This is a genomic window from Propionicicella superfundia DSM 22317 (assembly GCF_000423465.1).
In the GTDB taxonomy this organism is placed as follows: domain Bacteria; phylum Actinomycetota; class Actinomycetes; order Propionibacteriales; family Propionibacteriaceae; genus Propionicicella; species Propionicicella superfundia.
In genome coordinates this window covers 20,160-32,834 of the sequence record NZ_AUIA01000017.1, presented here as the reverse complement: position 1 = coordinate 32,834, position 12,675 = coordinate 20,160, and the positions used below count along the sequence as shown (strand labels likewise).

Sequence of the window (12,675 nt, the reverse complement as noted above, 5' to 3'; positions counted from 1 at the left end):
CCGCGATTTCCGACGCACGATCTCGGCCGAGGGAGGGACGTGTTAGTGTGCGCGCATGACCACGCATGGACGTCCCGCATCTTCGGCCCTCCGGTGCCTGCGGTCCATGTGTATGCCGTCCATGTGTATGGGTTGTTGATTCCTCCGACCCGCTCCTCCTGACCGGGCTCCGCGCACCGGACGTCCCGCGCCCTCCTCGGGCCATCCCCGCACCCGCCTTCGCGGGCTGACACCGTGCGCACGCGGCGGACCTCACCGGTCCCCGCCCGAGCCGTCCGGTCGACGCACCGGCAGCGTCCCCGCCGCTCGCCGCTGACGATCCGCTCGCCACGACCAGCCGTGAAGAAGACCGCTCATGAACACACTCGCACTCGCGGAAACCGCCTCGTCCTCGCCGGGGACGGCACAGACCCCGTCCTCGCCGCCCCGCGGATGTGCCGAGCCGCGGCAGGCCCCCGTGGACCCGCGCTACTGGAAGGCCGGGTCCCGTGGGTGGTACGCGGTCGCGATCCTCGGCTTCGTGGCCTCGCTCACGGCGAGCCTGGCCGTGCCGGGCAACCTCCCCGGCCTGAAACCCGGCAAGGACTTCTCCCCGGACTATCCGCTCGACCCCACCAACTACCGCATCCTCCTGGCTGCCTGCGCCGGGGCGCTCGTGCTGCTGTACCCGATCCTGCGACGCGTCCCGCGATGGGGCGATCGCGTCTTCCACAAGGCGCAGTTCATCTTCGCCGGGGCGCTGGCGCTCGGCGTCTGGGATCTCCTGACGTCCAAGCTCTTCTGGATGCGTCCGCCCTACTTCCCCGGACCGGTGACGATCCTCGCGTACCTGCCGACCAACGCGGTGAACCTGCTCGGTCACATCGTCGCCTCCAGCCGCCTGTTCGCCATCGGCCTGCTGCTCGGCATCGTCGCGGGGGTGGGGACCGGCATCCTCATCGGCTGGTACCGGCAGTGGTTCTACTGGCTGTACCCGGTCCTCAAGTTCACGGGGGTCGTGCCGGCCACGGCCTGGATGCCCATCGCGACCGTCCTCCTGAAGCCGCCGCCGGTGGCCATGACCTTCCTGCTGGTGATCGCCTCCTGGTTCATCATCGCGTTCATGATGTGCCAGGGCATCGTGTCCACCCCCAAGGTCCTCTACGAGGTCAGCCGGACGCTCGGCGCCACGCGCAGCTACCTGCTGTTCCACGTGGCGATCCCGCACGCGACCCCGAGCATCTTCACGGGCATCAGCATGGCGACGAGCATGTCGTTCCTGACGCTCGTCGCCGCCGAGATGATGGGCGCCACGGCGGGCCTGGGGTACTTCATCAACTACTCGAAGACGTTCAGCAAGTACTACCAGGTGTACGCCGCGATCATCATCATGTTCATCGTCTTCAGCGTGATCCTCGCGCTCATCGACCTCGTCAAGAAGCGGGTGCTGCGCTGGCAGGAGGGGCTGGTGGAGCAATGAGCCCGCTGGTCGACATCGCTCACGTCACGCGCGTCTACGGCAACGGCAAGGACGAGACCCACGCGCTGCAGGACGTGTCCCTGCAGGTCGCGCAGGGGGAGTTCGTCAGCCTCATCGGCCCGTCGGGGTGCGGCAAGACCACGCTGCTGCGCCTGATCGCCGGTCTCGACGTCCCGCAGGGCGGCACGCTGCACGTGGCCGGCGAGCAGATCTCCGGCCCCAGCCACGAGCGGGGGTACGTCTTCCAGCAGGGGGCGTTGTTCCCCTGGGCGACCGTGGCGCAGAACATCGCCACCGGCCTCAAGGCCCGAGGCGTGTACCGGCAGCAGCAGCACCGTGTGCCGGAGTACGTCGAACTGGTCGGGCTGGACGGTTTCGCCGAGGCCTACCCGCACCAGCTCTCCGGCGGCATGGCGCAGCGCGTGGCGATCGCCCGCGCGCTGATCAACGAGCCGCGGGTGCTGCTGCTCGACGAGCCGATGGGGGCACTCGACTCGTTCACCCGCGTCGAGGTCCAGGACAAGCTCCTGGACCTGTGGCAGCGCCTGGGCTCGACCATGATCCTGGTGACCCACGACGTCGACGAGGCCATCTACCTGAGCGATCGCATCGTCGTCATGACGCCCCGCCCGGGCAGGATCAGCGAGATCATCGACGTCTCGCTCGACCGCCCCCGTGCCCGCGACGACGACGGGTTCCTCCGCCTGCGTTCGCGCATCCTCGACAAGCTGAACCTGGCCGGTTCGAGGCCGGGCGCCCACCCGGAACGGGCATCCCGATGAGCCGCCGGACGATTCCCGAGGGAGGTGCCAGGCAGATGCGATGTCCGTCCCGCCACGTCGCCGGAAGAACACCCGCCGCCCCCGCCGCCTCGCGGGGCTGAGTCCGCGGCGACCGGCCAATCCGGGCCAGAACACCGGCCGAACGTCCCGCAAAACGTCGTGGCGTCGGCCGCATCGAGTCGTGAACCACTGTCAGGAGAAACGAAATGAGTCAGATCAATCTCGATCGGAGGAGGTTCTTCCTCCTCGGGGGGACGGCGGCCCTGGCCATCGGCGTGCCGTCGCTGCTGTCGGCGTGCGGTGCGCCCGCCACGAGCGGGGCGACCGGGGGGACGTCCGGCGCCGCCTCGCTGGGCAAGACGCAGGTGCAGGCGCTGGGCGGGGGCCTGTGCGGCTCTCCGAGCTACATCGCCCAGGAAAAGGGCTTCTGGGCCGAGCAGGGCATCGACGTCGAGTTGGTGAGCGGCACCTTCCAGCAGCAGAAGGACGGCCTGGCCAGTGGCCAGTACCTCGTGGCCAACGGAGATTTCCAGTTCTTCCCCGCGGTCGAGCAGGGGCTGGACCTCAAGATCATCGGCGGCATGCACACCGGCTGCATCAAGCTGCTCGTCCCCGGCGACTCGCCGATCACCTCGGTGGCGGGGCTGAAGGGCAAGAAGATCGGCGTGGACGAGATCGGCGGCACTCCGTGGGCCGTCGCGTCGGTGGCCCTGGGGGATGCGGGGATCGACCCGTCGGAGTCCGCGGGCCAGGTGACGTTCGCGCCCTACGACCTGACCACGCTGGAGGAGGTCGCGAAACGGGGCGAGGTCGACGCCATCGCCGCCTGGGATCCGCAGGCGACCATCGCGGAGAACAACGGGTTCCGCGTGTTGGTCGACATCAGCTCGCATCCCCTGTTCGCGGGCAGGTTCTGCTGCTTCCTGTACGCCTCGGGCGCGGCGGTCAACGACAAGCCCGAGACCGTCGCCGCGCTGCTGCGCGGCTGGTACAAGGCGATCGAGTGGATCGCCGAGAACCCCGAGGAGACGGCCAGGATCGTCACCGACAGCAGCCAGCACGAGGCATACGTCCCGTCCGAGGACCAGGAACTCCTCGTCACGTTGCTGAAGAGCTACCACTACAAGAACCACGCGTCCTCCGCGTCCTCGGACTCCCAAGCGCGGGACGATGCGCTCTTCTTCGTCGGCAAGCTGAAGGACGTCGGCTACCTGTCCAGCAGCATCGACACCGAGCAGTTCGTGGACAACCTGGTGGTGCAGGTCGACCTCTGAGACGCCACGACGGCCGGATCCTTCGCCGAACGCTCTGCTTCCGCCGGATTTCCTCCGATTTCCGTGGGTTTGGGAGCGTTCGGCGAGCCCGGTCGTCGTTTTCGCGGCGGGATTCGGGCTCCGGGCGGGGCATTCGGCGGCGCTTTGTTACTCTGGCGGGGATCTGCCGGCAGCGCGAGAGGTCGTGATCGATGCCATCCGAAACCGAGCATGCCGACCGTCTCCGGCCGCATCTCCCCTCCCCGGGGCGGCGGGTTCCGGTCACGACGTACCGGCTGCAGCTCGGCCCGAACCTCACGTTCGCGCAGGCCGCCGACCGGCTCGACTACCTGCAGCGGCTCGGGATCACCGACCTGTACCTGTCACCGATCCTCGCGGCCTCGCCCGGCTCGACCCACGGGTACGACGTGGTCGACCACAGCCGCATCTCGGAGGCACTCGGCGGCCGGGAGGGATTCGAGGCGCTCGCCCGCGCCGCGCACGAGCGGGACATGGGCGTCATCGTGGACGTCGTCCCGAACCACATGTCGTTCCCCACACCGCTGTACGCCAACAGGGCGCTCTGGTCGGTCCTGAAGGAGGGGCCGCAGTCGCCGTACGCGAACTGGTTCGACGGCATCGACACGAGCGACGGACTGCTCATGCCGGTCCTCGGCGCACGGATCGGGACGGTGATCGCCACGGACCAGATCTCTCTCACCTGGAAGGTCATCCCGGGCTTCGAGGACGAGGGCGAACAGGGCGTCCTGGAGTACTACGACCGTGTGTTCCCCGTCCGCGCCGGGACCGAGACGCTGCCGCTGGCCGAGTGCGTCCAGCAGCAGTTCTACCGGCTGGCGTACTGGAAGGTCGCCGACGAGGAACTCAACTACCGCCGCTTCTTCGACGTGGACACGCTCGCGGCGATCCGGGTCGAGGACCCGGAGGTGTTCGAGGCGACCCACGCCCTGCTGCTCGAGCTCTACCACGCCGGCTACATCGACGGGTTCCGGATCGACCATCCCGACGGGCTGGCCGATCCCCGCGGGTACCTGCGGCGGCTGTCCATCGCGACCGGCGGCGCCTGGATCGTGGCCGAGAAGATCCTGAGCGGCGGCGAGATGCTGCCCGACGACTGGCCGGTGTCCGGCACGACCGGGTACGACGCGTCCTGGCGCATCGGCGCGCTCCAGGTCGACAGCGCCGGCGGCGTGAACCTCACGATGGCCGCCGAGGGCCTGGGCGAGTCCCAGCCGTCGCAGTTGCACGACGTCGTGGACGCGTCCAAGCGAGAGATCATCGCGACGTCCCTGTCGGCCGAGGTGCACCGGCTCGCGTCCCTCGCCCAGGAGATCGTCAAGGACGACATCTACCTGCGCGACCACACCTTCCGCTGGCTGCGCCGGTGCCTCATCGAGCTCATCGTCGCGTTCGACCGTTACCGCGCGTACATCGTCCCGGGCCAGGACGTTCACCCCGACTCGCGCGCGGCCATCGAGCGCGCCGCCGAGATCGCCCGCCGGCGTCTCGACGAGGACCTGCTCGACACGCTCGACGTCGTCGTCGACCTGGTCACCGGGGTCGAGGTCGGCAGCGCCGGCCACCGCCAGCAGGACCTGCGGGACGAACTGGTCGTGAGATTCCAGCAGGTCTGCGGAGCGGTCGAGGCCAAGGGGGTCGAGGACACGGCGTTCTACCGCTGGACGCCCCTGGTCAGCCTGAACGAGGTCGGCGGCTCCCCGACCGCGTGGAGCTACGGCCCCGACCAGTTCCACGCCTGGTGTTCGGAGATGTCGCAGCGCTGGCCGGCGACGATGACCGTGGGAACCACGCACGACACCAAGCGCGGCGAGGACGTCCGGGCCCGCATCAACGTCATCAGCCAGTTCTCGGTCGACTGGCTGACGCTGCTGGAGAAGGTCCATCCGCTGGTGGCGGGGCTCGACGGGGCGACGGAGAACCTGCTGTGGCAGACCCTGGCGGGCACCTGGACCGACGAGGGGCCGATCTCGGCCGACCGCTTGAAGCAGTACATGCTGAAGGCGTCGCGCGAGATGAAGACGTGGACGACCTGGACGAGTCCCGACACCGAGGCCGAGGACCAGGTCCTCGAACTCATCGACGCGCTGCTCACCGACGACCACGTCATGGACGCGTTCGGACGCTGGGCGCAACTCACCCACGACGCCAACCGCACCGCGGTCCTGTCGCGCAAGATCATCCAGCTCACCTGCCTCGGCGTCGGCGACATCTACCAGGGGACCGAGACGACGCAGACGCATCTCGTCGACCCCGACAACCGGCGTCCCGTGGACGTCGCCGCCCTGTCGCGGCTGCTGACGTCGGTCCAGGAGCGGCCGCCGTCCACCCTCGCCGAGGAGAAACTGTTCATCACGCACCGGATCTGCGACCTGCGTCGCCGCCGGCCGCAGGCGTTCGTCGGCGAGGCCGCGTGCTACCGCCCGCTCGCGACGACCACGGGGCATCTCATCGCGTACGAACGCGGCGCGGAGGTCGTCGTCCTCGCCACCCGGCTCTCGGGCGCGTTGACCGCACTCGGCGGATTCCAGGAGCACACCGTGGCCCTGCCCGAGGGGCGCTGGACCGACATCTTCACCGGGCTCACGGTGAGCGGGGGGCTGGTTCGGCTGGCCGACGTGCTCGGCCCGTATCCCAGTGCGGTGTTCGAGCGGCTCGAGGAGGCGTGACGTGGAGCTGTCCGTGTGGGCTCCCGCCGCGGGATCGGTGGACCTGCTGATCAACGACGCCGTCGAGCCGCTGACCCGCGGCGACGGGGGGTACTGGCGGGGCGAGGTGTGGCCCGGCCTGGACTATCTGCTGTCGGTGGACGGTGGCCCGGGACGTCCCGACCCCCGGTCGCGCTGGCAGCCGCACGGCGTCCACGGGCCGACGCGGGCGTTCGACGTCGGCGCCCACCCCTGGGGCGACGCGGCCTGGGCCGGGGCGGACGCTCTCGGACAGGTGATCTACGAGCTCCATGTCGGCACGTTCACCCCGCGGGGGACGTTGGATGCCGCGATCGAGCGACTGCCCGTCCTCGCCGAGCTGGGGATCGGCCTCGTCGAGGTGATGCCCGTGGCGGCGTTCCCCGGCGACCGGGGCTGGGGGTACGACGGGGTCGACCTGTACGCCGTCCATGACGCCTACGGGGGCCCGGCGGCGCTGCAGCGGTTCGTCGACGCGGCGCACGGGCACGGGCTGGGCGTCGTCCTCGACGTCGTGTACAACCATCTCGGGCCGGCGGGCAACTATCTCTCGCAGTTCGGCCCGTACTTCACCGACGCGCATCACACTCCGTGGGGGTGGGCGGTCAACCTCGACCAGGAGGGCAACGAGGGCGTCCGCCGATACCTCATCGACAACGCGCTCGGGTGGTTCCGCGACTTCCACGTGGACGCGCTCCGGCTGGACGCGATCCAGACGCTCGCCGACGGTTCGGAGAAGCGGTTCCTCGCGCAGTTGAGCGACGAGACGCGGTCGCTGGCCGACCGTCTGGGACGTCCGTTGCGCATCATCGGCGAGACGGACACGAACGAGGTGCGGCTGATCACGCCGACCGCCGAGGGCGGGGACGGGCTGGACGGGATCTGGTCCGACGACTTCCACCACGCGCTGCACGCCTACTACACCGGTGAGCGCTTCGGGTACTACGTGGACTTCGGTGGCTCGGAGCCCCTCGTGACGGTGGTCGAGAAGGGGTTCTGGTGGGACGGTCGATACTCGCCGTACCACGGCGGTCCCTGGGGCGAGCCGCTGCCGGAGGATGTCGATCGGCGCCGCCTCGTCGCGTGCTCGGAGAACCACGACCAGGTCGGCAACCGCGCGGCGGGGGACAGGCCTGCGGCCGCGCTCGCTCCCGGCGCCCTGGCCGGCCAGGCGGCCGTGCTGCTCGTCAATCCCGGAACGCCTTTGCTGTTCCAGGGCCAGGAATGGGGTTCGCCGCGGCCTTTCCAGTACTTCACCGACCACGAGCCCGAGTTGGGCCGGGCGGTGTCGGAGGGACGTCGGCAGGAGTTCGCCGCGTTCGACTGGGGGGCTCGCGTGCCGGGTGGCGACGTCCCCGACCCCCAGGATCGGGCGACGTTCGAGCGCTCCAAGCTGGACTGGAGCGACCTCCGCGTGCCGGAACACCGCGAACTGTGGGAGTGGTACCGGACGCTGATCGCTCTCCGCCGCGAGACGTTCGGTGACGGGGCCTGTGAGCAGGTGGTCGACGCCGAGGCAGGCGACGGGTGGTTCCGGATGGAGCGAGGGCCGCTCACGGTCGTCCTGACGTCCGGTCCGTCCGCGGTGTCTGTGCCTGTGGGAGGCGAGATCGTCGCCCGGTTCGGTCGGGTGGACCTCGTCGTGGACGAGACGACCGGGACGACGGAGCTCGAGGTGGGCCCTCTCTCGGTGGCTGTGCTGCGGCACTGATCGGCCGTCGCCCGCGCGCCCGGCGGTCGCTCTGGAGACCGGGGGCCGTCTTTCCTACGATGCGGGCATGACGAACGTTCTCGTCGCCGGATCTTCGGGCCTGATCGGGACGGCGCTGTGTCGCGAGTTGCGTACTCGCGGGCATGTCGCCCGGCGCCTCCTCCGCCGCGCACCTGTGGATCGTGACGACCTTCGCTGGGAGCCCGGGACGCCGCTCAGTCCCGCCCACCTCTCAGGGGTGGATGCGGTGGTGAACCTCGCGGGCGCGGGGATCGGCGACCGTCGCTGGACGGCCGAGTACAAGGAGGTCATCCGGGCGTCGCGGGTGACGGCGACCCGGACGCTCGCCGAGGCCGTCGCGGCCGCGGACCATCCGGTGCGCCTGGTGCAGGCGAGCGCGGTGGGCTACTACGGCGACCGCGGGGACGAGCCGCTCGACGAGGTCAGCGCCCGCGGCCGGGGGTTCCTGGCCGAGGTCGTGACGGACTGGGAGCGCTCCGCCGCCCCGGCGGTCGACGCCGGAGCGTCCGTGGCCTATCTGCGAACCGGCATCGTCCTCGCCCCGGGGGGAGGCGCGGCCGCCCCGCTCGTCCGTCTCGGCCGGCTCGGGCTCCTGGGGCCGATGGGCACGGGCGACCAGTGGTGGCCGTGGATCACGCTCGCCGACGAGGTCGCGGCGATCATCCACCTGATCGAGCGTCCGCGGATCGTGGGTCCTGTCAACGCCGTCGGGCCGGAACCGGCTCGGCAGCGGGATGTCGCCGGGGCGCTGGCCGCGGCGTTGCACCGGCCGGCGCTGGTGCCGACGCCGGCCTTCGCTCTCAGGGCGGTGATGGGTGAGTTCGCCTCCGACATCCTCGGGAGCCAGCGCATCGTCGGGTCGGTGCTCGTCGACAGCGGCTTCGTCCATGTCCATGGCGATCTCGTCGCTGCGGCGACCTACGTGACGGGTCGCTGACGGTCGGGTCTGGCTCGTTCCTGTGGCCCGGTTCGGTTCGGGTCGGCCCGGGCCCCGCGCTCGACCCGCCGAACGCTCCCAAACCGCCGGAATTCGCGCAGAATCCGGCGGTTTGGGAGCGTTCGGCGTTGGGTGGTCCTGTTCGGTCCGGGTCGGTCCGGGTCGGTCCTGTGGTCCTGGGGTCCGGGGGACGGCGCCGTTCGCAACCACCCGCCTCGCAGGCTCGGCGGGGGCCAGTCCCGTCCACGCTCACGGCGCCGTTCCTCCGGACCCCCGGACCTGTGTGCGGTTGGTGGGGGCCAGTCCGGTTCACGCTCACGGCGCCGCTCCCCCGGACCACGGGACCAACGTGTGGGTGGGGATGGGGGTCGTCTGCGTTCTCGGTGGTGACCGCCAGGTTGTGCGGCATACCGGCGCCGGTGTCGCGGGTGCGGAGAGGTGACCGCCAGGTTGTGCGGCATACGGCTCGGATTCGAGGGGTTGTAGCCCGTGCAACCTGGCGGTGAGTCTGCTCCGGCCCGGCAGCCCGGTCTCGTATGCCTCGCAACGTGGCGGTCGGCGTGAGGTCGACGGGTGGTCCGCATGGCGGCGGGGTCGTGCCGCCGGGGGTTGGTCTGGTCTGCGCTCGTTGGGGGAGCGTGCCGCTGCGCTCGCTTCGCGGATGTGGTGGGGGTCGGTCTTGGCCACGGCGTCGTGCTCCTGGCCCGCGGGACCAACGTGTGGGTGGGGGTGGGGGTCGTCTGCGTTCTCGGTGGTGACCGCCAGGTTGTGCGGCATACCGGCGTCGGTGTCGCGGTGTGGTGGGGGCCGGTCCGGTCGCGCACGACCCCGTTCCGGGGCGGAGAATCGTGGCCCGGCGGACGGGGGTCGAACGCCGTCAGAGCCGTTCGGCGAGGAAGCGCAACTGTGCCGGCGCCACCGACTCCCAGAAGGTCTGCGAGTGGTCTCCCGCGGCGAACAGGGTCGTCGGCTCGGGGACGCCGGGCGTGGCACGCAGAACCTCGGCGAAGGACTCGTTGCCCGGGAAGAAGGTGTCGCTCCTTCCGCACGCCAGGAGGATCGGCAGATCGGCCAGTCTCTCCGGGTGCGGGACGAAGTTGTTGGCGTCGAACTGAGCGCGCGTGACCGCCTCTTGCGTCGGCAGGCTGTCGAATCGCTCGTAGCAGGGGGTGCTCAGCGCCGCCACGGCACGCAGCCTGCCCTGCAGATCCTGGGAGGCGAGCCGCAGCGTCCCCCAGCCGCCCATCGACCATCCGGTGAGCCCCAGCCGCGAGGTGTCCAGCCCCTGCGTCGCCAGCAACGCCACGAACTCCTCGGCCACCAGGGCGCCGGCATCCTGGCTTCCGATCTTCTGCCAGTACAGGCTGCCTCCGTCGATCGCCGCGAGTGCGAACGGGGCGGCTCCGTCGCGGACGACGTCGGCGAGGTGCTCGGGGTAGTGCATCCGATCCGCCGTGTGGATGGAGTCGCCGAGGCCGTGCAGGACGATCGCGACGGGCAGGTCCGCGCCGGTAGGCGTCCCCGCCGGATACCACACGACCCAGTCGTGCCTGCTGCCGGTGAATCGCGACGACAGCCGGCCGGTGAGCGTCGGGACCGCAGGACTCGGGGAGCTGCAGGCCGTGATGAGCGGTGTCGCGGCGAGCGTGCCCAGGAACCGGCGCCGCGAAAGCGGACGAGCGCCGGACCGGGCACGGGTCACGGCCGTCGCCTGTCCTGACCGGGGTGGAGAACACTCACGGTGGACGACCGAGGCCCGCTCGTGGCCTCGGCGGAGGTCGCGTCTTCGAGGCCCTGGCGGGGCGGGATGCCGGTCCGCCGGATGGAGACGCGACCGCGAACGTACCCGGCGACCGTCCACAGCAGGCACGTCACGACGGCTGCGGCACCCGCGGCGTTCGCCCGTCGCACCTGACGCCAGAACGCCCCCGGGATCACCCGCAACGCATAGGACCTCTCGGAGCTCAGTGCGGCACCGGGGGTCGAAAGCGCCGTGACCATGGCCTTCGACACGCCCTCGGCGAAGCTGCGTCGCCGCAGATAGCGCCACGTCAGCCGGTCCTCGCTCACGTGGTGATGAACGCGTGCCCCGGGCTCGAACATGAAGCGGCCCTGCGGGTTGAACCGGACGGCACGGATGCACAGCTCGGTCTCTTCGCACCCCAGCGGGGTCTTCCCGACCCGCCCGAGGCTCTCCGCGAAGCCGCCGGCCTGCACCGCGACCTCGCGCCGGACCGCCATATTGCAGCCCATCAGGTTGCGGATGGGGCCGGTGCTGGCGGGCTGCCCGCTGAACGAGCAGCCCACAACCCAGTCCAGCACCCCGCGTTCGCCGTCGGCGGCAAGCGGCAGCGTGCCCGGACGCCCGAGACCGGTGGGCCAGCGCGGGACGGCTGTTCCGCCCACCCCCAGCACCTTCGGGTCGGCGAACGGACCCAGCAGGGCATCCAGCCAACCCGGCTCCGCCGAGGCGTCGTCGTCGAGGAAGACCAGGATCTCGCCGCGAGCTGCGAGGACCGCGGTGTTCCGGGCCCCCGACAGCCCTTGCCGCAGCGCGTTCGGCATGATCCGGGTCGCCGGGAGCTCGCGCCGGGCGCGGGCGAGCAGCTCCTCGTTGTGGTCGATGACGAGGAGGACCTCGGCCGGGCGCTCGGCCAGCGCGGACGCGATCGCCTCCGCCAACTGGCCCCAGCGCCTCATCGTGTACGCGCACACGATGACCGTCGCCTGTGCAGTGGTCATGCGGCTTTCTGCGACGCCTCGCGGGAGAGGGCGGTGACGCGCCGCATCCAGCGCATCCCGACGTTGGCGACCTCGGGGCGGCGACGAAGAGTCCGCTGCCGCTCGGTGATCAGCGTCCGCAGGACGCGCGTGCCGTCGGAGATGGCGTTGAGGTTGCTGACGCCGAAGGTCCGCTCGCGCTCGACGCTCGGAACCTCGGTCGTGACCACCCCGGCGGCCGACATGCGGCAGAAGATCAGACTCTCGATCTCGAACCCGTCGCCCCAGAGCATGGTGCCCTCCTCGGCGCGGGCGTCGACCGGGGGCAGGTCCAGCACCGGAAGGAGGTCCCGCCAGAACGCGTTGTAGCCGTAGCACAAGTCGGTGAAATGCGTACGGTACGCAAGATTCCCGACGAGGTTCAGGCCACGGTTGCCCAGGTCACGGATCCGGGTGATGTCGTGGCTCCCGCCGCCTTCGACGAAGCGGCTTCCCTTCGCGAAGTCGGCTCCGGCCAGGAGAGCGTCGACGAAGCGCGGGATCTCTGCCGGATCGGCGGAGCCGTCGGCGTCGAACATCACGAGGATGTCGCCGGTGGCGGCGGCGAACCCGCAAGCCAGAGCGTTGCCCTTGCCTCGGCGTGTCTGCTTCACGACCGTGATGTCGGGCATCACCTCACGGGCGACGTCGACCGTGCCGTCCGTCGAGTTCCCGTCGATGAGAACCACCTCGTGAACCTCAGGAAGGGTCGGAAGCAATTGGCGGAGATTATCCGCCTCGTTCATGGCAGGAATGATGATGCTGACATTTGGGGTCGGACGGAAGAACACTTACTGCACCTCCCAGTGCGAGACATCGGAGGGAGGCAGGAAAATGTATATGACAGCGCTCCACCCCCCGCTGGAGGATTTCACTTCATCACGGACCGGGGTCACTGGGAGCCCTTCTGTGGAAGGGATGTCACCTACCTGGGGGACAAGGGATGCGTTTGCGCTTGTGGTTCCAGGAATGCAGTCGTAGTTTTTCCCTCGGAGACGAGGCGATTACGATGACGGCTCGGAAGAA

At 70.1% G+C, this 12,675-nt stretch carries 9 protein-coding genes; 6 read left to right on the top strand and 3 right to left on the bottom strand.

Going from position 1 to position 12,675, the window contains the following annotated elements; all coding sequences use genetic code 11:
• Window positions 1-355: 355 nt before the first annotated feature.
• From G555_RS17520 to G555_RS0102585, 6 genes are all read left to right on the top strand, one after another.
• Window positions 356-1,459: an ABC transporter permease gene (locus tag G555_RS17520; RefSeq protein ID WP_084634610.1), complete on the top strand. Its 1,104-nt coding sequence runs from the start codon at window positions 356-358 to the stop codon at window positions 1,457-1,459.
• Window positions 1,456-2,241: an ABC transporter ATP-binding protein gene (locus tag G555_RS0102605; RefSeq protein WP_028707659.1), complete on the top strand. Its 786-nt coding sequence runs from the start codon at window positions 1,456-1,458 to the stop codon at window positions 2,239-2,241. The genes G555_RS17520 and G555_RS0102605 overlap by 4 nt, the downstream gene beginning before the upstream one ends.
• 206 nt (window positions 2,242-2,447) lie before the next feature.
• Entirely contained in the window at window positions 2,448-3,515 is a 1,068-nt protein-coding gene (locus G555_RS17515) for an ABC transporter substrate-binding protein (protein WP_036920865.1), read from the top strand.
• A gap of 191 nt (window positions 3,516-3,706) precedes the next feature.
• Window positions 3,707-6,202 carry a malto-oligosyltrehalose synthase gene (treY, locus tag G555_RS17510; RefSeq protein WP_051208295.1) on the top strand — a complete coding sequence of 832 codons (2,496 nt, stop codon included), beginning with the start codon at window positions 3,707-3,709 and terminating at the stop codon, window positions 6,200-6,202.
• Window position 6,203: 1 nt separating this feature from the next.
• Window positions 6,204-7,931 carry a malto-oligosyltrehalose trehalohydrolase gene (treZ, locus tag G555_RS0102590; RefSeq protein ID WP_028707658.1) on the top strand — a complete coding sequence of 576 codons (1,728 nt, stop codon included), beginning with the start codon at window positions 6,204-6,206 and terminating at the stop codon, window positions 7,929-7,931.
• Window positions 7,932-7,998: 67 nt separating this feature from the next.
• Complete coding sequence (locus tag G555_RS0102585) at window positions 7,999-8,889, top strand: TIGR01777 family oxidoreductase (protein WP_028707657.1); 891 nt, start codon at window positions 7,999-8,001, stop codon at window positions 8,887-8,889.
• Between the two features lie 877 nt (window positions 8,890-9,766).
• On the opposite strand, the gene G555_RS20990 is transcribed toward G555_RS0102585, so the two are convergent.
• From G555_RS20990 to G555_RS17495, 3 genes are read right to left on the bottom strand one after another with little or no spacing between them, the layout of a single operon-like run.
• Window positions 9,767-10,591 (bottom strand): alpha/beta hydrolase, encoded by an 825-nt coding sequence (locus G555_RS20990; protein ID WP_028707656.1) that lies wholly within the window; start codon window positions 10,589-10,591, stop codon window positions 9,767-9,769.
• The gene (locus G555_RS17500; protein ID WP_051208292.1) at window positions 10,588-11,631 is read right to left on the bottom strand and encodes a glycosyltransferase family 2 protein; all 1,044 of its coding nucleotides are present in this window, start codon (window positions 11,629-11,631) and stop codon (window positions 10,588-10,590) included. The genes G555_RS20990 and G555_RS17500 overlap by 4 nt, the downstream gene beginning before the upstream one ends.
• Window positions 11,628-12,440: a glycosyltransferase family 2 protein gene (locus tag G555_RS17495; protein ID WP_281168166.1), complete on the bottom strand. Its 813-nt coding sequence runs from the start codon at window positions 12,438-12,440 to the stop codon at window positions 11,628-11,630. Before G555_RS17495 ends, G555_RS17500 begins: the two co-directional genes overlap by 4 nt.
• Window positions 12,441-12,675: the final 235 nt, after the last annotated feature.